This window comes from Actinophytocola algeriensis, assembly GCF_014203735.1.
GTDB classification, from domain to species: domain Bacteria; phylum Actinomycetota; class Actinomycetes; order Mycobacteriales; family Pseudonocardiaceae; genus Actinophytocola; species Actinophytocola algeriensis.
In genome coordinates, this window is record NZ_JACHJQ010000002.1 from 897,827 (window position 1) to 918,312 (window position 20,486).

21 protein-coding genes and 1 pseudogene are annotated in these 20,486 nt (G+C 69.7%); 10 read left to right on the forward strand and 12 right to left on the reverse strand.

The window, feature by feature from the left end:
• The first annotated feature begins 20 nt into the window (after window positions 1–20).
• From FHR82_RS10280 to FHR82_RS10295, 4 genes are all read left to right on the forward strand, one after another.
• Window positions 21–641, forward strand: coding sequence for a hypothetical protein (locus tag FHR82_RS10280; RefSeq protein WP_225943791.1), 621 nt, complete (start codon window positions 21–23; stop codon window positions 639–641).
• A 76-nt stretch (window positions 642–717) separates the two neighbouring features.
• Window positions 718–873, forward strand: coding sequence for a hypothetical protein (locus FHR82_RS10285; protein ID WP_184810042.1), 156 nt, complete (start codon window positions 718–720; stop codon window positions 871–873).
• Window positions 874–1,786: 913 nt separating this feature from the next.
• Window positions 1,787–2,296, forward strand: coding sequence for a hypothetical protein (locus FHR82_RS10290; protein ID WP_184810043.1), 510 nt, complete (start codon window positions 1,787–1,789; stop codon window positions 2,294–2,296).
• 127 nt (window positions 2,297–2,423) lie between these two features.
• On the forward strand, window positions 2,424–3,869 hold the full coding sequence (locus FHR82_RS10295; protein WP_184810044.1) for a glycoside hydrolase family 183 protein: 1,446 nt from the start codon (window positions 2,424–2,426) through the stop codon (window positions 3,867–3,869).
• Between the two features lie 9 nt (window positions 3,870–3,878).
• On the opposite strand, the gene FHR82_RS45875 is transcribed toward FHR82_RS10295, so the two are convergent.
• Entirely contained in the window at window positions 3,879–4,007 is a 129-nt protein-coding gene (locus FHR82_RS45875; protein WP_260418018.1) for a hypothetical protein, read from the reverse strand.
• A 153-nt stretch (window positions 4,008–4,160) separates the two neighbouring features.
• On the opposite strand from FHR82_RS45875, the gene FHR82_RS10300 reads away from it, so the two are divergent.
• On the forward strand, window positions 4,161–4,481 hold the full coding sequence (locus FHR82_RS10300) for a PRC-barrel domain-containing protein (RefSeq protein WP_184810045.1): 321 nt from the start codon (window positions 4,161–4,163) through the stop codon (window positions 4,479–4,481).
• A complete protein-coding gene (locus FHR82_RS10305; RefSeq protein WP_225943790.1) occupies window positions 4,478–4,771 on the forward strand; it encodes a WGxxGxxG family protein in 294 nt (97 codons plus the stop codon). Before FHR82_RS10300 ends, FHR82_RS10305 begins: the two co-directional genes overlap by 4 nt.
• A 145-nt stretch (window positions 4,772–4,916) precedes the next feature.
• Here the strand turns inward: FHR82_RS10305 and FHR82_RS10310 are convergent, their stop codons facing one another.
• Together FHR82_RS10310 and FHR82_RS10315 are read right to left on the reverse strand one after the other, a co-directional pair.
• Window positions 4,917–5,249 carry an STAS domain-containing protein gene (locus FHR82_RS10310; RefSeq protein ID WP_311770997.1) on the reverse strand — a complete coding sequence of 111 codons (333 nt, stop codon included), beginning with the start codon at window positions 5,247–5,249 and terminating at the stop codon, window positions 4,917–4,919.
• Window positions 5,250–5,326: 77 nt separating this feature from the next.
• The gene (locus FHR82_RS10315; RefSeq protein WP_184810046.1) at window positions 5,327–5,785 is read right to left on the reverse strand and encodes a hypothetical protein; all 459 of its coding nucleotides are present in this window, start codon (window positions 5,783–5,785) and stop codon (window positions 5,327–5,329) included.
• A gap of 556 nt (window positions 5,786–6,341) precedes the next feature.
• Between FHR82_RS10315 and FHR82_RS10320 the strand changes: the two genes are divergently transcribed.
• Both FHR82_RS10320 and FHR82_RS10325 read left to right on the forward strand, forming a co-directional pair.
• Window positions 6,342–7,148: a hypothetical protein gene (locus FHR82_RS10320; protein WP_184810047.1), complete on the forward strand. Its 807-nt coding sequence runs from the start codon at window positions 6,342–6,344 to the stop codon at window positions 7,146–7,148.
• 66 nt (window positions 7,149–7,214) lie between these two features.
• Window positions 7,215–7,541, forward strand: coding sequence for a LuxR C-terminal-related transcriptional regulator (locus FHR82_RS10325; protein ID WP_184810048.1), 327 nt, complete (start codon window positions 7,215–7,217; stop codon window positions 7,539–7,541).
• Here the strand turns inward: FHR82_RS10325 and FHR82_RS10330 are convergent.
• The 8 genes and pseudogenes from FHR82_RS10330 to FHR82_RS10365 all read right to left on the reverse strand — a co-directional run bounded on the left by FHR82_RS10330 (window position 7,538) and on the right by FHR82_RS10365 (window position 14,555).
• Window positions 7,538–8,110: a sigma-70 family RNA polymerase sigma factor gene (locus FHR82_RS10330; RefSeq protein WP_184810049.1), complete on the reverse strand. Its 573-nt coding sequence runs from the start codon at window positions 8,108–8,110 to the stop codon at window positions 7,538–7,540. The genes FHR82_RS10325 and FHR82_RS10330 overlap by 4 nt on opposite strands.
• Window positions 8,111–8,251: 141 nt before the next feature.
• Window positions 8,252–8,863 (reverse strand): hypothetical protein, encoded by a 612-nt coding sequence (locus FHR82_RS10335; RefSeq protein ID WP_184810050.1) that lies wholly within the window; start codon window positions 8,861–8,863, stop codon window positions 8,252–8,254.
• Between the two features lie 106 nt (window positions 8,864–8,969).
• Window positions 8,970–9,317, reverse strand: a complete 348-nt coding sequence (locus FHR82_RS10340) for a hypothetical protein (protein ID WP_184810051.1) — start codon at window positions 9,315–9,317, stop codon at window positions 8,970–8,972.
• A gap of 69 nt (window positions 9,318–9,386) precedes the next feature.
• Complete coding sequence (locus FHR82_RS10345; RefSeq protein WP_184810052.1) at window positions 9,387–9,743, reverse strand: hypothetical protein; 357 nt, start codon at window positions 9,741–9,743, stop codon at window positions 9,387–9,389.
• 333 nt (window positions 9,744–10,076) lie between these two features.
• Window positions 10,077–10,865, reverse strand: a complete 789-nt coding sequence (locus FHR82_RS10350; RefSeq protein WP_184810053.1) for a sensor histidine kinase — start codon at window positions 10,863–10,865, stop codon at window positions 10,077–10,079.
• Complete coding sequence (locus FHR82_RS10355; RefSeq protein ID WP_376706395.1) at window positions 10,862–11,551, reverse strand: response regulator transcription factor; 690 nt, start codon at window positions 11,549–11,551, stop codon at window positions 10,862–10,864. Before FHR82_RS10355 ends, FHR82_RS10350 begins: the two co-directional genes overlap by 4 nt.
• 5 nt (window positions 11,552–11,556) lie before the next feature.
• Window positions 11,557–13,209, reverse strand: a pseudogene (locus FHR82_RS47945) (MMPL family transporter).
• Window positions 13,210–13,355: 146 nt separating this feature from the next.
• Window positions 13,356–14,555 carry an oxygenase MpaB family protein gene (locus FHR82_RS10365; RefSeq protein WP_184810054.1) on the reverse strand — a complete coding sequence of 400 codons (1,200 nt, stop codon included), beginning with the start codon at window positions 14,553–14,555 and terminating at the stop codon, window positions 13,356–13,358.
• 349 nt (window positions 14,556–14,904) lie between these two features.
• On the opposite strand from FHR82_RS10365, the gene FHR82_RS10370 reads away from it, so the two are divergent.
• A complete protein-coding gene (locus tag FHR82_RS10370; protein ID WP_184810470.1) occupies window positions 14,905–16,068 on the forward strand; it encodes a TetR/AcrR family transcriptional regulator in 1,164 nt (387 codons plus the stop codon).
• 64 nt (window positions 16,069–16,132) lie between these two features.
• Here the strand turns inward: FHR82_RS10370 and FHR82_RS10375 are convergent, their stop codons facing one another.
• A complete protein-coding gene (locus FHR82_RS10375) occupies window positions 16,133–19,297 on the reverse strand; it encodes a ThuA domain-containing protein (protein WP_184810055.1) in 3,165 nt (1,054 codons plus the stop codon).
• A 347-nt stretch (window positions 19,298–19,644) separates the two neighbouring features.
• Here FHR82_RS10375 and FHR82_RS10380 point away from each other — a divergent pair, with 347 nt between their 5' ends.
• Window positions 19,645–20,478: an SAM-dependent methyltransferase gene (locus FHR82_RS10380; protein WP_184810056.1), complete on the forward strand. Its 834-nt coding sequence runs from the start codon at window positions 19,645–19,647 to the stop codon at window positions 20,476–20,478.
• The last annotated feature ends 8 nt before the right edge of the window (window positions 20,479–20,486 follow it).

Sequence of the window (20,486 nt, forward strand, 5' to 3'; positions counted from 1 at the left end):
ACAGTAGACAAGGCAGGAACGTGAACAACGTCGTGAAGGGCTTCGCGCTCGCAGTGTGCGCCGTGGCGAGCCTCGCCGGCTGCGCCGACACCAGCACCGGCTCCGGCTCCGGCGAGAACGCGCCGAGACTGCCCGCCGCGGCGAGCAACGACGACGGCGCCCCGGCGGCGGCTAAGCAGCAGACGAACAAACGCGGATTCATCGTCAAGCAACTGGGCGAACAGGCGTGTTTCGGCGGGGCGAGCAAGAACTGCGAGGGCGGGGTGTCGTTCGCGATCGACAAGGTCGAGGTGGACCCGCCGTGCACCGAGTTCGGCTCCCACCCGGACAACGGGCACACGCTCATCCTTCACTTCCGCATCGCGACCGGCGACGACGCGAACGTGGTCGACCAGATCAGCGGGGTCATCAACCCGTTCAGCTTCGTGGAGATCGGCAAGGACGGCGTGACCCGCGACACCAGCTTCGGCATGTGCGCGGACCCGTCCACGAACCAGCTGCCGGACACCTACGGCCCGAACCAGCAGTACCAGGGCGTGATGGACCTCGAGGTTCCAGAGGCCTCCGGAACCATCGCACTCCAGTTGACGGCCGCGGAAGAGGACGGTCAACGTGGCTGGGAGTGGGCCTACCCGGCCTGACGGTCAGCTTCGGTCTTCGTGGTCTGCCCGACCGCCGACCCGATCAGCACAGACGTGAACCGGCCCGTTCAGGTTTGTGCCTGCCGCTGTCGCCCACGCCGCGCAGGTGGTCGGCGAAGGCCTCGTCCCGCCCGTCGGCGAGGAACTCGTCGACGGCACTCGTGAGCTCCGGCACAGCGCCGGGCTGTCGTCGGGCATCGCGATCCCGTACCGCTCGTCGTGCACCGGGTAGTGGGACGGGCCGTTCCGCCACACCGCGGGCTGCGCCATGGCGCCGAACTCGCGGGTGTAGGTCGTCAGCAGCGACAGGTCGGTCACCACTCCCAATGACCGCCGTGTCCGTCCGGTCGGCGAAGCGGCGGGAGCATTCGGCCTGGTCGGCGACGATGCCCTGCCCTTCGAGGTAGTCCTGAGCGGTGGTCCCGTTGCTCACACAAACGTTGCCGACGGGGATTGCGGGCTGACCGACCAGCTTGTCCGGCGAGTACATGCCACCGGAGTGGTCGAGGAAGTACGGCCCCGCGAAGTCGACCGCGTCCAGCCGCTTCCAACCTGGCCAGGGCCACGTCGAAACCCTATGGCTCGTCGCGTGGGTAGCTCCAGCCGGGCAGCCCTCGGTGCGAGACCGGACACGGCCGTCGCGGTGAGCCAGCCGAGCGCGCCGATGACCAGGCCCGCGATCACGGCGTGCGGGAAGTACCACCCGGCCAGCCACAGGGTGAGCGCACCGGCCACGACCCCGGCCAGGCCCACCGCCACCCACCACCGGTCGGGCCACCGGTCGGGCAGCGCCCGCCGGGGCGGGGGTTTGCCTACCGGCAGCCGGACCTGGTCGTCGGGACGGCAGATCCACGCGGTCGCCTCGGTGCCCCAGCTCGTTCGGCAGGCATTCGGCAAGCCGTTCGCCGCACGCATCCGGCGGGGCGAGGAGGAGCAGACCGTCGCCGCGGTCCTCGTGGTGGCAGTTCTCCCACACCAGCCCGCAATGTTCGACGGCTTTCCGCACCAACGGGTGCAGCGCCTCGTGAATCCTGCGCTGGTGCGCCGCGTCCCGGTGACGGAACTTCTCCACATCGACAGCGATGATTGTGTGGTACCTGGTCGCTCACCACGCCCATAAGGTGGACACGGAAGGGAGGCCGGCGATGTCGACCTGGATGCGGGTGCTGGTGGCGGCGGTGACGCTGACGCTGTCGGCCGGCTGCGTGGGCGACAGCGAGGGCGCGCCACCCACACAGACCACCCCGACGAGCACGAGCACGAACACCGAAAGCGGAACGCCCGGCGCCGCCGTGGACACCGACCCGTACGACACGGTCCGCCACGTGTACCGGGGCGTGGCCGCGAACCTGCCGGACGAGGTGTGCGCACGGTTCACCACGGAGGCGGCCAGACAGTTCGCGGGCCAGTGGCAGGCCGAGTCCTGCACCACCGTCGTGACCCTGCTGCACCACGGCCGGGTCGGGGATCCGGAGGCCTACGCGAACACGAACTTCGGCTATTTCACCGCCGGTGACGGCGACACCCACGCCGAGATCGACTCGTGCGAGTTCGAGGTGCTGGGCGGCCCGCAGCTCGGCGTGTTCGTGCTGGACCGGAACGCCTCCGACACGTGGCTGATCACCGCCCACCGAATGGACGAGTGCGACCGCTGAACCGGCTCGTGCCCGCCGCCGCGGCGCTGAGTCCACAGGCGCCTTCCCAGACTTACCAAAAGATATCGATTTCTCGCTACCTTGTGTAGCGTCTCGATGACAACCAGTCGAGCTTCGGGGAGCGGGCATGCGGCGAGACGACGACACCGCGCCGACTTCGTCTCGCGGGTTCAGCCGCGCGACGTTCCTCAGGGGCGCCGCCGGGGCGGCGCTCGGCCTGCTCGCGGGCGCGGACGCGGGCAACGCCGTCGCCTCGGGCAGGGCCGCCGCAGGCCATCGGGCCGGGTACGTCAAGGACCTCACCGGTGAGGAGACCGCCCGGTTCGGTTTCCGCGGCACCGATCTCGGGTTCACCGCGCGGACCAACCACGGCTACTGCATCACGATCTTCGGGGACACGTTCGACCAGCCGGTGCCCCAGAACAGCACCGGCTGGCGGTCGCCGGTCGGGCTGCGACAGTCGAACACGGACATCCACACCGGCATCCGGTGGGACAACTGCATCGGCGGTGGCCGCGCGAAGGAGCTGATCCCGTACGTCCACACCGATCCGAACGTCGCGCGGCACACCCCCGGCCTGGTCGTCACCGAGATCCCCAACGACCTGATCCACCTCCCCGACGGCCGCTACATGATGACCACCTTCGGTGTGCGCGACTGGGCGATCCCGGACCAGGGCGGCACACCGAGCCCCGGCGGCAGCTGGCGCACCTGGTACTCCCGCCAGTGGACGTCGACCGAGACGCACGCCGAGAACTGGACGACCACCTGGAACCTGGAGACCAACCGCGAGAACATGGACTTCTGGAACGAGGGCCTCATGGCGCACTTCCAGAACAACGCCATGATCATGTGGCCGGGCGAGGACTGGGTCTACATCTACGGCACGAACGAGGGCCGGTGGAACGGCGGCGGCATCCACCTCATGCGGGTGCCGTGGAACCGGATGTGGGAACGCGGCCAGTACACCTTCTGGGGCGCGGACGGATCGGGGCGCTGGGACTGGCGGCCCGCCGGGCCCTCGACGCCGATCATCGGCGCCCCGAGCCCGTTCGAGGCCATCGGCGAGATCGCGGCCGAGGTCATCGACGGCCGGGTCGTGCTGTCCTTCCTCAACGGCGGACGCGGCGCGGTCACGCAGACGGCGCCGTACCCGACGGGACTGTGGTCGGCGCCGAGGACACAGGTGACCTTCGCGCAGGCGCCGAACCTGTACGCACCGGTCGTCCACCCGTACTCGACGACGGGCAACGCTCAGCTGCTCGTCTCGCAGTGGATCAACCCCGGCCCCAACTCGACGTTCTACGGCGTGCGGCAGTGGTCCGGTTCGGTGGACGGCAGGATCGCCGCGCGCGGCACGACCGCGGAACGACTGGTGGTCATGGCCGACGAACCTGCCCTTCCCGGGCACGTGGGACCGGTTTCCCCGCAGTGGCAACGGCTTCCGGTGGCCGACCAGGTCGCGATCCTCAGCGACAACTGCGACAGCCGCGTCAGCCGAGCCGACATCGCGGCCGGCACCCTGGCCGCCACGTCGACACCCCGAGCAGGTGCGTGGGCGACACCGGGCTGAGGAACCGCGTCAGCCGAGCCGGTCCAGGTGTTCGGCGCTCGTGCGGGCGAGGTCGGCGAGTGTGACGTTGAGATCCTGCGACGTGCGGCCACCCCGCAGTGCACCTCGCGCACGACCAGGCCGCGGCAGGTCGGTCACCGTCCGCCTTGGATCGTCGCGAAAGATCGTCCGATCGAGGCATTACAGGTCCGCCCGACGTTCATTCAGGTGAACTCGCACCGGTCGCGTTCGCCACCCGGAATTCGTGGGCACCCACGTCGTGTCCGAACATTCGGATGGAGGACGACGAAGATGATGAAAACCGACGACGAGGACATGTGCGGGCTCGCGGTACATGATTCGCACGGGGAGAAGATCGGCACGGTCCGGGAGGTCTGGGCCGACGAGCGGACCGGGGCTCCGGAGTGGATCTGGGTCGACACCGGGTTCCTCGGCATGCACCACTCGTTCGTGCCGTTGCGGTCAGCAGAGGTGACGGCCGGGTACGTCGCCGTGGCGATACCCAAGCAGGTGGTGGACGACGCACCGCGCGTGCACCCGGTCGGCGACACGATGGAGGCGGTCGAGCAGGACGTCCTGCGCGCCTACTACCGAATGGAGATGTCACGATGAAAACGTTCGTACGCAACGGATCACTGGCCGTCATGGCGAGCTGCGCGATCCTGGCAGGACCCGTGACGACGACGGCGATGGCGACGACAGCGGCGACAACCGCACCGCAGATCACCTACGTGGTCACCGCGCAACAGCAACAGCAGGAGCAGGAGACCGGCGACGACGACAACGGGATGTGGGGTCTGCTCGGGCTGCTCGGGCTGCTCGGGCTCACCGGACTCCTCCGCCGCGGCAAGAAGACCGAGCACGTCGCCGGGCCCGGCGTCGCGCCGCCCGCGGGCCGCTAAGGCGACAATGAGACGGACCGGCCGCGGAGTGAGAAACCTGGAAGGGAGCACCCGTGCGGCCGGCCCTTGCACAGAATAACGACGAAAGGCACTCGGAACACGTTGGTGACACCATGGTGTGGCATTCCGGGTGAGCGATGATATGTCAGCCCAGCGCTTTCGTGAGCGTTTCGTGCATTGAGAGCACGGTGTCGAGACCGGTCAGGCGAATGGGCCTCAGGCATTCCCGGCCCGCCGCGACCACGCGCACCGCGGGCCGCCCCACCGCGCTGGCGTCGACGAGCACCAGCAGCCCGGCCGACGCCAGGAACGTCACCGCCATCAGGTCGATGACCACCAGTTCCGACTCCGACCGCATGGCCTCCGCGATCGCCGTCCGCAGCGTGGGCGCGGTCGCCACGTCCACCTCGCCACGCACGTAGAGCACGGTCGCGGCGTCACGGTGGGCGATCGAGACGTCGAAGTCGGTGTCTGCCACGCGGTCCTCGATTCCGGAAAGTCAGGAATGGCGGCGGCGCACCTGTGAGCCGCCACCGCCATTCCCGTCGACATCCACTAGGCCGCCGCTGGCAAGCCGCCAAGGAGGTCGTTCACCAGCGACGACAGGGCCAGCAGCAGCCGCTGCACCAGCGCGTTCAGCAACGCCGCGACCGACGGCAGATCCCTCGCCTGCTCGCCCGCCGGGAACAGCTCGTCGAGCTGCTGGTGCGTCGTCGCGGCCTCCGCGCCCGCGTCGGCGGCCAGCGCGCGGCTGCTGTCCTTCACCGCGTACCGCTGCCCGCTCTCCAGCTCGGCCAGCAGCGGCTCCAGCTCGGTGAGCGTCGACTTCGCCTGCGCGACATCGCCAGCGTCGGCCGCGGCGGCCAGCGCGTCGTGCATGCCCTGGACCAGTACCGCGCCCTCCTGCGGACCTGCGGGCTGGCTCGCGGACGCACTGGTCACCGTGACGGTCCCGGTGACCGCCAGGGCGAGCGCCGTGGCGAAAGCCGCGAAGCGCCCAAGCCTTCCTTTCATGGGAAACCCCTTTCCATTGCAACATTCGCATGGCGGACCTCGTCGTCATGGTCACCCGCTCGCCAGGAACAGCGCCAATGAGGGAAAATCCTCCGCGACGCAGCAGACCCCGAGCGTCACCACGCCGGGAACGGGATTCGTGGGTTCGCGTCATTACAATCGACCGTGAACCGACCACCCCGACAGCTCCGGCCACGTGTAGTGAGCGCGGCACCCGGCTGATCCGGCAGGGCGCTCGTTCGAGCTATTTCTCCTGCCCTACCAGTGATAGCGGCCCTCTGACCAGCAGAGAGCCCGTGTTAATCACCGGAAGGTGGGGTTTGAACCGAATTTTTTCCCACCGTGATCGGCGACGGGTCCGACAACCCGGCAGTGGCACCGTGTTCCCGCTTCCGGGAACCGGCCGGTGGCGTGGCTGGTCACCGTCGGAGTCCGTTGCGGCGCGAACGGGTAGTCGACCGTTCCTTTTGGGTTCATGGGAAAGCACCCGGCGTGATCTGTGGGTAACTTTCAGTTGCCCGAATCGTTTTCCGATCACTATTGAAAGGAAACTTCGATGCCCAAGTTGGCTGGCCGCGGTGTTCTCATCGCGGCCCTTGCGGTGCCGGTCGCACTCGCGGCGGCACCACTGACCGCGTCGGCGGACGAACCGTACGACGTGGTCATGACTGACCAGATGACGGCAAACGCTGTAGCGACCGAGGACGGTGCCGCTGCCGCGGCCGCGGCGACCAACACGACGTTCGTCGAGGAGTCCGAGGACGTCTGGCACGGGCCCGACCCGGACGTGGAGTACGTGCCCGAGGTGATCTACTCGACCGAGGACGAGGACACCACCGAGATCACCGAGGACGCGGCCGAGGAGCTCACTGAGGAGAGCACCGAGGAGGTCACCGAGGAGAGCACCGAGGAGAGCACCGAGGAGACCAGCACCGAGGCCGTCGCCGTCGTGACGCCCGTCGACCAGACGTGGGGCACGTACACCGATGACGACCTGGACGACTCGACGGACGCCTGGGCGGGTGCCTCCTACGAGAACATCGCCGCGTACGCGGGTGCCGACGGCGCGTGGGTGACGTCCACCGAGTCCCATGCGGTGGCCGGTGACGACAGCGGCCTGTCCGGTTCGGACACCGCGGTCTGGCACGAGCAGACCACCGCCGCCGCGGGCGAGGACGGCGCCTACGTGGAGTCGACCGAGAGCGGTGCGTTCGAGAGCGACGGCTGGGGCCACGGTGGCTTCTCCGAACACCATCACCACCATGACGTGACGGGTGCCATGTTCGAGCACACCGCCGCGGCCGCGGGCGAGGACGGCGCGTGGGTCGAGAATCTCGAATCCGCCGCGTTCGAGCAGGACTGACCGGAAAGCAAGGCCTGGCGCCGGTTCCCGTGCCCCGGGAGCCGGCGCCTTCCTCGTGGAGGAACCGTGACGCAGACCCTCGCCCGGAAGACACTCATCACCGACAAGGAACTGGCGGTCGTACGCCTGCTGGCCGACGGCCTGCGGACCAAGCAGATCGCCAGGCGGCTCGGCATCACCATGAGCGCGGTGTCGATGCGCCTCGCCCGCGCGGCGGACATACTCGGCACGACGACGGCCATCCACACGGTCGTGGAGTGCGTCCGCCTCGGCCTGCTCGAATCACACACCCACCGCGCCGCCCGCCTCCGCCGCGAGATCGCGGACCGCCACGCCTCGACGTGCGCGCTGCTGCGCACCCCGTCATGTGACTGCCAGGGCTACCTCGGCTAGCGGATGACCCTGCGGGGCGGCCGGACCCCCTCGAGGTCGTGCTGGTCGAACGTGTCGAACTGGGTGAGTACCGGCTGCAGCTTGGTCAGGCAACGGATCACGATCTGCGAGATGTTCGACGACGACGTGTTCATCGCGAGCGCGATCTCCCCCACCGTCAGCCCCTCGAACAGGCGGAGCCGGGTGATCTGCCGCTGCCGTTCGGTCATGTAGCCCATGATGCGCAGGATGCGTTGCCGCACCTCGCATGCCGCCAGCCGGCGCACGGCGATCGCGGCGGCGTCCTCGACCGCCTCGACTTCCGCCGGGTCCTCCTCGATGGTGCCCGCCGGCACGTCGCGGTCCGCCGCGCTCATCTGGATGGTCAGCTCGGTCAGGAACACCCGCCAGTCGGGCTCGACGAGCGGCGGGTCGCTGAGCACCGCGACGAACACCTCGTGCACGACGTCCGAGGCCTCGCGGTCGGCCCGTCCGCACGCGCACCGCGCCGCCGCCTCGATCAAGGCAGGGTGGTACTCGGTGTAAATCTGCTTCCAGTCCACTGGAGCGCTCGTCTCACGGATCCTCATCCGGGTCCCCCACCCGAAATCGTTTCGAGTAACTCCCGGTTTATGGCAAACCAAATGTCCCGTCCCGGTGACGACCCCACGGAACGAGTTGTTTGAACGGTCGAGCGCCGGCAAGCTGTTTTACCGGACCATTGAAATGTGTCAGGCGCCGGACGGTTCGGTCCGCACCGACGGTTCCGCGACGAGCTGCGGCCCAATCTGCTGCACGGCGTGGTGCTGGCCCCGGCTGTGCTCGACGGGAAGGCGTGGTGGCGGCATGCGATGGCTGAGCGCACCACTGCCGAACATCTCCTGCAGCGACACCTCGCTCTCCTGCAGACCGCGGACCAGCATGCTCGCCTTCTCCAGCGCCTCATGGACGATCTTCCTGGCCTCCGCCGCGGCCTGCGCCCGGCACGCGTCCGCCTCGTGCTGCGCCTCCTCGACCATCTCCACCCTGCGGCGCAACAGGTCGTCGGCCCGCTCGGTCACCTGCCTGGCCGCTTCCTCTGCCGCCAGGCGAATCCGCCCCGCGTCCTGCTCCGCGGCTTCGATCAGCCAGCGCACCGCCGCGGACGTCGACGCGGTGGCCTGGTCACCCGCCGAGGCCGTCTCGAGCGAGATCGCCCGCGCGACCGCCCGGTCACGTTCCGCCTGCGCGTAGTCGAGCGCACTGCGCAACTCGCGCAGCTCCTGGTCGACGGCTTCGCGGTCATAGCCGCGGAACCGCGTCGGGAACGACAGCGGGAAGTTGTCGAGCACGTCCTCTGACATGAGGCACCTTTTCTCTCACTTCGTAACAAAACAGCGAGGCAGGACCAGCCGTGACCGGTCCTGCCTCCATCCACCCAAAGGTCGGCGGCTGAATGCCGCCCCGGACTCAGTCGTCCTGGACTGTCCCGCCGTCGGACGTCGTGCTGGACGCGCAGTTTTCCGGAACGGCGCCTTCCGCGTCGCTCGCGCCGGGCGATGCCACCGGCACACCGACGCCGTTCGCGACGTCCTCGACCGGCACCTGGACGCCGAGCACGTTGACGTTGTTGTCGCAGAGGCCGACCGTACCGTCGACGTTGTGCAGCAGGTCCACGTTGCCGACGTTGACCAAACCGGTCTCGGCGCCGTCGCTGTCGCTCGCGAACGGCAGACCGCTGTCCGCCGACGCGACGCCACTGAAGGGGATGACACCGGCGGCGATGGCGGCGGCGCCGACGATGAACTGTTTCAACACGGGAAGAACTACCTCTCGTTGGTAGGCGACAGATCGTTCTGCCACCGGGGAGAACCGACGCTCAGCGCGTCAGTTGTCCTGGATCGAGCCACCGTCGTTCAGGCTCGCGGACGCGCAGTTCTCCGGAACGGCCGCCTCTGCCTCGTGCTCACCCGGGGACAGGATCGGCACGGCGACACCGTTCAGCACGTCCTCGACCACCACCTGCACACCAAGGACGTTGATGTTGTTGTCGCACACGCCCAGGTTGGCGTTCACGTTGTGCAGCACGTCCAGGTTGTTGAGGTTGACCAGGCCGGTCTGGTCGCCGCCCTCGTTGTCCTGACCCCAGCCGGGGTAGTCCGAGCCTTCGGCGGAGGCGAAGCCGCTCAGCATCACCATTCCGGCGGCCACACCCGCCGTCACGAAACCGATCTTTTTCAACATCGGGACATTCCTTCGTTTGATTGCGCGATCAATTGCCGGTCGATCTTGCCTTCGACCGGAGGCGACAGTAGCGCGGTCGCGTTACGTCGTTCCACTCGAGCAATCCCATTGGGCCTTGTATTACCCACTTGATTTTCTATCGGTGCCTGCCGGGACAGTTTCATATACGAAGCGCAGCGATATCTTCACTCGTACGGGTGGTTCATAACGCGACCGTGGTCGCCCCGCGCTACCGAAATCGGGTACGTGCCGCCGCGTGGGACAGGACTGGTGCGCGGGCTCGTCGACGGCGGCACCGGAGAGCCCGCGCCGCGGCCGGGGCGGTGGCACCGCTCAGGGAGAGCTGTCGCGAAAGGTCACCCGGACTGTGGTGCCCTGCCCGGGCGCCGACGTGACCCCGGCCGTGCCGCCGTGCGCGGTGACGATCGCCTCGACGATGGCGAGGCCCAGACCCGATGAGGCACCGCCGTCCCGGCTGCGGCCGGGGTCGGCGCGGTAGAAGCGCTCGAACACGTGCGGCAGGTGTTCCGGGGCGATCCCGTCACCCTCGTCGCGTACCGCGACCACCACGTCCCCGTCCTCGACGCCGACGGTGACCGTGACCGGCGTGCCGGGCCGGGTGTGCTGCACCGCGTTGCCGACGAGGTTGCGCAGGACCTGCTGGATGCGCGGGCCGTCCCCGTGCACGACCGCCTCCGCCGCTCCCCGCAGGCTGATGGCCCGGTCGGCGGTGATCACCCTGGCGTCGGCCACCACCTCGCCCGCGAGCGCCACCACGTCCACCCGCTCGCGGTTGAGCGGCTGCGCCGCGTCGAGGCGGGCCAGCAGTGCCAGCTCGTCGACCAGCAGCCGCATCCGGCCCACCTCGGCCTGCATCCGTGCCATGGCGTTGTCGAGCAGGCCGGGGTCGCTCAGGCCGCCCTGCACGTACAGGTCGATCCAGCCGTGCAGGGTCGCCAGCGGCGTGCGCAGCTCGTGGCTCGCGTCGGCGACGAAGCTGCGCAGCCGGTCCTGGGCACGTCGTTGAGCGTCGAACGCGTCTCTGACCGCGGTGGCGACCGCGGCCTCCGGGCCGGCGAGCAGCGCGATGCGGATCAGCCGCCACCGGGAGGTCCCCTTCACGACCGCACCGGCCGCAGGCTGTACCCGAAACCGCGCACGGTGCGGACCACCGACGGTCCGCCGAAGTCGATCTTGCGCCGCAGGTTGGAGACGAACCGCTCGACCACGCCCGTGTCACCGCCGAAGTCGTACTGCCAGACGTGGTCCAGGATCTGCGCCTTGGAGACCACCCGCCCGGAGTTGGCGAGCAGGTAGCGCAGCAGCCGGAACTCGGTGGGGGAAAGCTCGACCGGGCGCCCGCCCCTGGTCACCACGTGCCGGGCCTCGTCCATCTCCAGGTCGCCGCACCGCAGCACGCCCTCCGGCACCGATGGCGGCACGCGGCGGGCCCGCCGCAGCAGCGCCTCCAGCCGCGCGGCGACCTCCACCACGTCGAACGGCTTGGTGAGGTAGTCGTCGCCACCCATGCGCAGCCCGCGCACCCGGTCGTCCAGCTCGTCGCGGGCGGTCAGGAACATCACCGGCACACCGACGTCCCGCGCGCGCAGCAGGTGCAGCAGGTCGAAGCCGTCCGTGCCGGGCAGCATCACGTCCAGCACGATCGCGTCCGGCACGCGTGCCCCGATCGCGGCCAGCGCGGCAGGCACGTCGCCGACCGCCTCGACCTCGAACCCCGCGAACCGCAGCGTGGACAGCAGCAGCTCCCGCAGCCCCGGGTCGTCGTCCACCACCAGAATGCGGTCCACGTCCGCTATTCCACCACCAGGGTGGGAACCCGGCCGCCGAGCCGCGCGCCCTCCACGTCCAGGTTCGGCAGCACCCGGTCGAGCCACCTCGGCAGCCACCAGGCGCCGTGCCCGGTCAGGGCCAGGACCGCGGGCACGAGCGTCATCCGGATCAGGAACGCGTCCAGCAGCACGCCGACCGCGAGTGCGAAGGCGATGGGTTTCAGCGTGGCGTCGTCGTCCGGGACGAAGCTCGCGAAGACCGCGACCATGATCAGGGCGGCCGCCGCGACCACCCGCGCCGAAGCCCGGAATCCCCTGGTGATGGCGCGTTGTGGGTCGCCGCTACCGGCGTACTCCTCGTGCATCCGGCTGACCAGGAACACCTCGTAGTCCATCGCCAGGCCGAACAGCACCGCGATGAGGATGATCGGCATGAAGCTGATCACCGGCCCGGTGGCGGGAATCCCGACCAGGTCGGCGAGCCAGCCCACTGGAACACCGCGACCACCGCGCCCAGCGTCGCGCCGACCGACAGCAGGAACCCCAGGGTCGCCTTGAGCGGCACCACCAGCGAGCGGAAGGCCACCACCAACAACAGGAACGCAAGGCCCGCGACGATCAGCGCGAAGGGTACGAGCGCGGCGCTCAGCAGCTCGGAGATGTCGATGCCGATGGCGGTCACCCCGGTGACGCCCACGGGCGCAGCCGCTCCCCCGCGAAGCCCAGCACCGCCGGGATCAGGGTGACCGCCACCAGCACCGCGACGACCACGGCCGCGGCGGCGGCCAGTCCCATCGCGGTGAGGAACGGTATCCCGACGACGGCCAGCCCGGCCAGCGCGATGACCACGGTGAGTCCGGCGAACACCACGGCGGTGCCCGCCGTGCCGATCGCGCGGGCCACGGACTCGGCCACCGGCATGCCGGACGCCAGCTGCGACCGGTGCCGCGCGACGATGAACAACGCGTAGTCGACGCCGACCGCCAGCCCGAGCATGAGGGCCATGGCGGCGCGGTCGCCGGGAGGGTCAGCACGCCGGCGACCGCGGCAAGACCGGCGACGGTGGCACCGACCCCGAGCAGCGCGGTGAGCAGTGGAAGCCCGGCCGCCACCAGGGAACCGAACGTGCTGACGAGTACGACCAGCGCGATCAGCAACCCCACGACCTCGGTGCCGCGGCCGCTTTCCGCCGAACTGTCGCCGTACCCGCCGAGCTCCACTCGCAGCCCCGCGTCGCGGGCGGGCCGGACCACGTCCGCCAGCGCGTCGTGCGACTGGACGCGGTCGTCGCGGTAGGTCACCTGGGCCAGGGCGACGCGCCCGTCCGGCGAGACCGTCCCCGCGGTGAACGGGTCCACCACCCCGGCCACCCGTGGCACTGTCGCGGCGGCGTCGAGGGTGTGCGCGATGACGGCTTCGTACTCGGCCACCCGGTGCCCCGCCGGCGCGACGAACACCACCTGCGCGGAGGCACCCGACGAGGCGGGGAACCGCTCGTCGACGGTGTCCAGGACCTGCTGGGCACGCGAGCCGGGAACCGAGAGGTCCTCCTCGTACTGGCCGCCCCCGGCACCGGCGAGCACCCCGATCCCGACGAGTACGGCGAGCCACGCGACGAGGACGAGCCTGCGGTGCCGGCAACTCCGGTCACCGAGCCGGTAGAGCGATGCGGCCATGATGAGAACTCCCGCGATCGTGGATCAAGGAGTTCTCATCACAACGGCCGAACCTGACGGCCCGGCGACCGTGCACCTGACGGTTGCCTGACGGCGGCGGTGCCCGGCGGCGCGAGGGGCACGGTGCGCCGCCGCCGGGCGGCTTCTCAGGCTCCTGGCCGGTTCCCCGTGGGGATCGTGATCGGTGTGGTCGTCGGTGAGGTGACCTTGTTGAGGAACAGCATCGCGAGCGCGCGGATGAACTGGTCGAACATGTAGAACCCGACCGGCATGATGGGAATCAGCCCTTCCCGGAACGCGATGTAGGCGGGCCACCCGGTGCGGACGAGGGCCGCCGCCGCGTAGTCGCGGCGCAGGCCGAGCCAGTCGCCCACCGTGTCGCTGAGCGCGTAGCGCACGAACTCGTTGAGGAACCCGCGGGTGACGCCCAGATCGATCTGCGCGGTCAGCCCGAGGAGGTCCTCCGCCAGTTCCCTGCCCTCCTGCGACGGGGCGAGGATCGGGGTGAGCACCTGCTCCGACTGCGCGTACGCGGCGGCCCACGTCTTGGGGATGAACTCCTCCCGCACGCCGAGCAGGTGGATGGCGACCTGCCAGCTGTGCAGGAAGGCCTCCTCGTCCGCGGCCGACATCGGGACGCGCCATTCCGTCAGCTTCTTGTGCACGTAGGTGCCGAGGCTGTGGAACGTGACCAGGATGTCGCCGTTGCTGATCGGGATCCGGTTCGGCTCGTCCGCGACCGCCTGCCAGCGCGACGACCGCGGCAGCAGATGACGCACCGCCGCGTGCACCAGGCGCGTCTTGTTGGCCGTGACCACGAACTGACCCGACGGCTCGAACCCGTTCCTGTCGCTCAGGTCGTAGCCGAAGGTGAACGTCTTGGCCGCGCGGTCCTGCATGTCGGCGCCGCCCGCGGACCAGTAGACCGACTTGGCCTCCCTCGGGATCACCGTGCTCATGATGCCGCTGCCGAGGCCGTACAGCATGAACAGGTACGTGTCCTTGCGCCGGTTGAAGTCGGCGGCACGGCGCAGCTTCACGGGGTCGGCCCAGGAGGGCAGCTTGTTGACCTTCCGGAGCCACGTGGCGAGGTTGGCCGGCAGACCGCCAGGCAACGGGTCGTCGTTGTTCACCCACGACCGCATCGCGGTGTTGACCGCGGGCACCTGGCCGTTGTCCAGCACGGTCGCCATCAGGGCGTCCACTTCGTCGTCCCAGACCCACCACGGGTCACCCGCGGAGGCGCCGGCCGCCGAGGACGCCCAGGCCGGAGCGGCACCCGCCACTCCCGCCAGGCCCAGCGCGACACCAAGGGACAGGACGTTCCTTCTGCTGAGATCGCTCATTTACTTACCTGACTTCCTCGGTAGGTATGAGACGCCAATTTCACGGACTTCGCGGTAGCGAACCGGCCACGTGCCCACCTGATCTCTGACGAGATTCTTCATTAACATATCGAGGCAGATCCCGCGTCGGCAAGGGAATCACCGACCTGAATCGGTCCGCTACGCCAGAGGAGCCGGCATGACCACGGAGCAGGGCCGGATCCCGGCACCTCCTGCCACCACGGCGGCGAGCTCTCGCCCTGGCCGGCACCCCGCCGAGGCGGCCCTCGACGTGCGTTCCGGGCGTTCCGTTTCGTGGTTGACTGGCGCGCATGGCCCCGCTCCCGCGTCCGTCCGCACGGGTGCCCCGGTGACGGCCGAGCCGACCGCGGCCGTCCGGCCGCGCAACCGCAAGCAACTCATCGTCGAAGCGGCGGGCCGGGTGTTCAGCGAGCACGGCTACCACGCGGCGTCGATGGAGGTGATCGCCGCGGGTGTCGGCATCACGGCAGCGGCCCTGTACCGGCACTTCCCGAACAAGTACGCCCTGTTCGCCGAGTGCGCGAACGTCGCGGTGGACCGGCTCGTCGCCGCGGTCGACGAGGTGCCTGCCGACGCGTCACTGGCGGACGTGCTCACCGCCGTCACCCAGATCACCGTCACCCATCGCGCGTCGAGTGGCCTGTACCGCTGGGAGGCCAGGTATCTCGAGCGCGACGACCGCAGGGTGCTCGGGAGGAAGTTCGCGCACATCGTCGGCCGGGTGACCGACGTGGTGCGGCGCGAGCACCCACTGCCCGGCGGGCACCTGCGCGCCGCGGCGGCCCTCGGCGCGATCGGGTCCATCACGATGCACCACACCTCGATCGCGCAACGCCGGGTCGAGGAACTGTTGCTGGCGGCCGCGACGCGCGTGGTCGCGACCGACCCCACGGCGGCCGCCGGGAGCGCGCGCCTGGTCGAACTGCCGACCCAGCCCGTACCGCGGACCCGGCGCGCGGAGATCCTCGCCGCCGCCATCCCGCTGTTCGAACGGGACGGGTTCGCCAACGTCACGAACGGCCGGATAGCCGAGGCCGTCGGGCTGGTCCCGTCCGCGCTCTACCGCTACTTCCCCGGCAAGGCGGACATCCTGGCGGCGGCCTGCCTGCAGGCCGCGGGACTGCTTTCCCAAGCGGTGGAACAGAACCTCCGCGAGGTGGCCGACCCGCACGGCGCCGTGGCCGCGCTGACGACGACCTACGTGGCCTACAGCTTCGAGCACACCGCACTCACCAGCGTCGCGAACGCCGAACTCGTCGGCCTGCCCGCCGACCTGCAGCGGCCCCTGATCATCGCGCAGCGCGAGCACATCGCGGTGTGGGAACAGCAACTGCGGTCGGCACGCCCGGAACTCGACTCACGCCAGGCCCGGGTGCTGGTGCACGCCGGGTTCGGCGTGGTGGTCGAAGCGGGCCGCCGACTGCGGTGGCAGGACAGCCCCGAGCACCGGGACGCCGTCGCCGCTCTGGTCATGGGCGCCCTGGGCCTGTGATTCCCGGCCTGACACCGACCGGTTGCCTGTGGGCGGGCCGGGAAGGCCCGCCCACAGGCGGCTCTCACTGGTTGACGCCCTGTCCGTTGAACTGGAGCACGTCGACCGACATGAGGTCGGGCTGGGCCGGTGTCCAGGCCGGGTTGACGAACACCGCGTAGAGGGTGACCGTCCTGCCCGGATCGGTCAGCGGCACCGTGAGGTCCACGGTGGTCCCCCACCCGCCGGTGTTCGCCACGTCGACCGAACCCACCAGCTCGCCGTCCGGCGCGTCGGCGCGGAACTCGATCCTGCCGCCGATGCCGCCGGAGGACGCGGTGACCGTCACCGAGTCGATCGAGGTCAGGTTGACCGGGTCGTAGGCCACCCAGTCACCGTGTTCGATCTCGCCCAGCCGTTTCCCCGCCGACGCGTCGGCCCTGCTCAGCACCTCCACGCCGCCCGTGCGCTCGAAGTGCTCGGCCTCCTTGTGCTTGGGCTCCAACGTGGCGTGCGCGGAGCCGACCAGCGTGGGGGCGCCCGGCGCGCCGCCGTCGGTGTACTGCGCGCTCACCGCCGCGTACAGGTTCTGCCCTGGACCGTGGCTGTCGCCGGTGTCGGTCCGGACCGTGCCCGCGCAGCCGGTGACGTTGTCCATCGGGTGCAGGTGGTCGTCGTGCCCGAGCTGGGACTGCACCACGACCCGCGAGCAGTCGATCTGGCCGTCCTCCGGATCGCTGACCTGGACCTCGAACGGGATCTCCGCGCCCCAGTCGAACATGCCGCCGTGGGCCGGGAACACGATCCGCACCTCGGGCCGGGTGTTGCCCGCGGTGACCGTGGTCGCCGCGACCGCCGTCAGGTCCGTGGTCGTGCTGGTCACGGTCAACAGCGCCCGGTACTCCCCCGGCTCGGTGTAGGTGTGCGACGGGTTGGGGTCGGTCGAGTCGGTGTCCCCGTCGCCGTCGAGGTCCCACGCGTAGGTCACCGGTTCGCCGGAGCCGCCGCCCGAGCCCTCGCTGGAGAACCGCACCGACAGCGGCGCCGGTCCCGAGTCGGTGGACGCGCTGACCGCCGCGGTCGGCGCCCGCCCGTTGGCGACGTAGTCGATCCGGTAGATGCCGGAACCCTCGTTGGTGCCACCGCGTCCGGTGCCGCTGCCCTCGCCGAAGTCGATCACGTACAGCGAGCCGTCCGGCCCGAAGTCCGCCTCGAACGGCTGGATCCACGACAGGTCCGCGAACACCCCGTTGATCGACTGCAGGTCACCGGCGTGCGCGTCGGGGAACCGGGGGTCGGTGAAGGTCTGGTCCTTCTGCTGCACCGACATGGTCTTGAACCAGCGCCGGGTCAGCTCGAAGGTGAACCACTTGCCGTCGAAGTACTCCGGGAACTTGCTGATCAACGGGTTGCCCGGGTCGTAGTCGTAGACGGGACCGGCCATCGGGCCACCACCGCCGGAGCCCAGCTCTGGGAACTCGGCCGAGGTCGCGTAGCTGTACCAGACCCAGGCTGGTTGCGCGGGCGGGAGGTCGCGCAGCCCGGTGTTGTTCGGCGAGTCGTTGACCGGTGCGGCGCAGTCGTAGGCGGGGCCGGACGTGCCGGTGGCGAAGTCGTAGTCGCGGAACGGGGTGTTCTTCCCGGTGCAGTACGGCCAGCCCTGGTTGCCAGCCTTGGTGATGCGGAGGAACTCGACGGTGCCCGCCGGCCCACGGTCGGGGTTCGCCGCGCGGGAGTCCGGTCCGTAGTCACCGACGAGCAGCGCGTTCGACTTCGGGTCCACGGTGATGCGGAACGGGTTGCGCATGCCCATCACGTAGATCTCCGGCCGGGTCTTCTCCGCGCCCAGCGCGAAGAGGTTGCCCTTGGGGATCGTGTACGTCCCGTCCTGGCGCGGGGTGATCCGGAGGATCTTGCCGCGCAGGTCGTTGGTGTTGGCGCTGGTGCCCTGCGCGTCCCAGGCACGGCGGCCGTCCCGTTCGTCGGTGGGCGCGAACCCGTCGGAGGCGAACGGGTCGGTGTTGTCGCCCGTGGCCACGTACAGGTTGCCCTTCGGGTCGAACGCCAGCGACCCGGCCATGTGCGAGTTGGCGCGGCCCTCGTCGCGGTAGGTCGGGATCTCCAGCAACCGCTTCTCCGACGCCAGGTCGACGGTGTTGTCGGCCGTCACGGTGAACCGGGAGACGTTGACCTGTTTCTTCTCCGTGTCGGAGTACTGGAGGTAGACCCAGTTGTTCTCGGCGAACCGCGGGTCCAGCGCCAGGCCGAGCAGCCCGTCGGACTGGCTCGTCATCGCCGGGGTGTAGGCGAAGTCGAGCGCCGTGGTCACCGTCAGCGTGTTCTGGTCGATCACCTTGAGCGCGCCGGTGCGCTGGATGTAGAACACCCTGCGGTCCGGTGCGACGGCCAGCTCGAACGGGTCGGCGAGCCCTTCGTCGACCAGTGGGACGCGCTGGAAGTTGCCGGTCTGGGTCGCCGCGCAGTCCCCCGGTTTCGCGCCCGCTGCCCACTCGATGCCACCGAGCAGGTGGCGGCGGAACCACGTGTCGGAGAACTTCTCCCCCGCGTGCCCGCCCGCGGTGAACCAGGACCGGCCGCCGTCGTACCGCTGGCACCACGACCACGGGTGGTCCAGACCCTCGTTCAGGCCGGTGACGCCGTCACCCGTCTTGATCTGGACGAGCGTGTGCACCTTGCCGGTCGGGTTGACCCGCCAGTTGTACCACTCCTCCTGCTGCTCCCACAGCTCCGGCAGGTTCTTTGTGGACGGATGGGCCCGGTCGAGGACCTTGACGCGGCCGGCCTGCGGGGCGGGGTGGTTCTCGAAGATGGCGCCGACCAGGCCCTCGTACCACGGCCAGTCCCGCTCGCTCGCGGACGCGGCGTGGATGCCGGTGAAGCCGCCACCCGCGCGGATGTACCGCTGGAACGCGGCCCGCTGGTCCGCGTCGAGCAGGTCGCCTGCCTCGGGCGTGGAGTTGGTGTTGTTGAAGATGACGGCGTCGAACCTGGCCAGGTTCTCGTCGGTGAACGCCGTGGCGTCGTCGGTGGCCTCCACCGCGAAGTGGTTCTTCGCCCCCAGGTCGCGGATCGCGGCGATGCCGGCGGGGATGGAGTCGTGGTAGAAGTTCGTGACCTTCGAGAACACGAGGACGGTGAACCTCGCGTGCGCGGCGGCGGGTGTCACGGCGAGCAAGCCGGTCACCAGCGCCATCACCACCACGGCGGCCACTCTTCGTAAGGCGGGCATGGAAGTCCCTTCGCGGTCGTCTCTGACCAACGGCATGTCCAGCAACGATCGTGACGCGCGTCCCGCCCAGTGTGGTCTGTGAACCACACCAAGGCAAGGGCATTCCTGGCCAACTACGCCCGATCGGCGCAGTCAGACCACCAAAGGAAAGCCCTTTCCTTGCCAACCACCGTCGTTCGTCCACACGGGTATCCGGGGCGCGGCCGATGCCGGGACCGGTGTGCGCCGGCTCTTGTCGGCATGCTCGGGCAGCCCGGCCGCCCCGGGGCGGTTTGCACCGGTTTGGGCGACGCGTACGATCGAGCCCCCCGCATTGGTGCCTGACTACTGCCGCATTGAGGAACCACATGGCCGACACCACCTCCCGGAGTTCAGTCCCGTCGCACGCGATCGACACCACGGTGCCCAGCGTCGCGCGTGCCTATGACGCGGCTCTGGGCGGCAAGGACAACTACGAGGTCGACCGGCAGTTGCTGGCGCAGCTCAACGCCGCGGTGCCCGAGGTCAACATCATCGCCGTGTCCAACCGCGCCTTCCTGATCCGCGCGGTGCGGTTCCTCGCCTCGGAAGGTGGCATCGACCAGTTCCTCGACTGCGGGTCCGGTCTGCCGACGGCCGAGAACACCCACCAGGTGGCCCAGCGGCTCAACAAGGACGCCCGGGTCGTCTACGTGGACAACGACCCGGTGGTGCTCGCGCACGGCCGCGCGTTGCTGGAGGACAACGAGAACACCAAGCTCGTCGGCGCCAACATCTTCGATCCGCGCGCGGTGCTCGAGGACGAGGTGATCCGCAGGCACCTGGACTTCACCCGCCCGATCGCGCTGCTGCAGGTCGCCACGCTGCACCACCACAGCGCTGACGAAGGCCTGCCGCCCGCCGAGGTGATGCGCGCCTACGTCGACGCGCTGCCGTCCGGCTCGTACGTGGTGTTCTCGCACTTCTTCGACCCGGAGGACGAGCACAGCGCCATCGCGCAGCGCGTCCAGGCCATCCTGAACAGCAGCATCAGCCGGGGCTTCTTCCGCACCCGCGCGGAGATCGAGGAGATGCTGACCGGCCTCGACCTGATCGACCCCGGCATCGCGGTCGCCGACGAGTGGTGGCCGGACGGCCCCGGCAACAAGCCGCTGCCGGACGCGGGCCGCTGCATCGTCGCCGCGCTCGGCCGCAAACCCTGAGCGGCTGG

Bases quoted from the DNA above. Each gene is read 5' to 3' on its own strand.
- FHR82_RS10335 (WP_184810050.1), bottom strand. From the start codon at position 8,863: ATGTCAGAGGACGTGCTCGACAACTTCCCGCTGTCGTTCCCGACGCGG.
- FHR82_RS10380 (WP_184810056.1), top strand. From the start codon at position 19,645: ATGGCCGACACCACCTCCCGGAGTTCAGTCCCGTCGCACGCGATCGAC.
- FHR82_RS10320 (WP_184810047.1), top strand. From the start codon at position 6,342: ATGCCCAAGTTGGCTGGCCGCGGTGTTCTCATCGCGGCCCTTGCGGTG.
- FHR82_RS10290 (WP_184810043.1), top strand. From the start codon at position 1,787: ATGTCGACCTGGATGCGGGTGCTGGTGGCGGCGGTGACGCTGACGCTG.
- FHR82_RS10300 (WP_184810045.1), top strand. From the start codon at position 4,161: ATGATGAAAACCGACGACGAGGACATGTGCGGGCTCGCGGTACATGAT.
- FHR82_RS10295 (WP_184810044.1), top strand. From the start codon at position 2,424: ATGCGGCGAGACGACGACACCGCGCCGACTTCGTCTCGCGGGTTCAGC.
- FHR82_RS10365 (WP_184810054.1), bottom strand. From the start codon at position 14,555: ATGAGCGATCTCAGCAGAAGGAACGTCCTGTCCCTTGGTGTCGCGCTG.
- FHR82_RS10315 (WP_184810046.1), bottom strand. From the start codon at position 5,785: ATGAAAGGAAGGCTTGGGCGCTTCGCGGCTTTCGCCACGGCGCTCGCC.
- FHR82_RS10305 (WP_225943790.1), top strand. From the start codon at position 4,478: ATGAAAACGTTCGTACGCAACGGATCACTGGCCGTCATGGCGAGCTGC.
- FHR82_RS10375 (WP_184810055.1), bottom strand. From the start codon at position 19,297: ATGCCCGCCTTACGAAGAGTGGCCGCCGTGGTGGTGATGGCGCTGGTG.
- FHR82_RS10330 (WP_184810049.1), bottom strand. From the start codon at position 8,110: ATGAGGATCCGTGAGACGAGCGCTCCAGTGGACTGGAAGCAGATTTAC.
- FHR82_RS10345 (WP_184810052.1), bottom strand. From the start codon at position 9,743: ATGTTGAAAAAGATCGGTTTCGTGACGGCGGGTGTGGCCGCCGGAATG.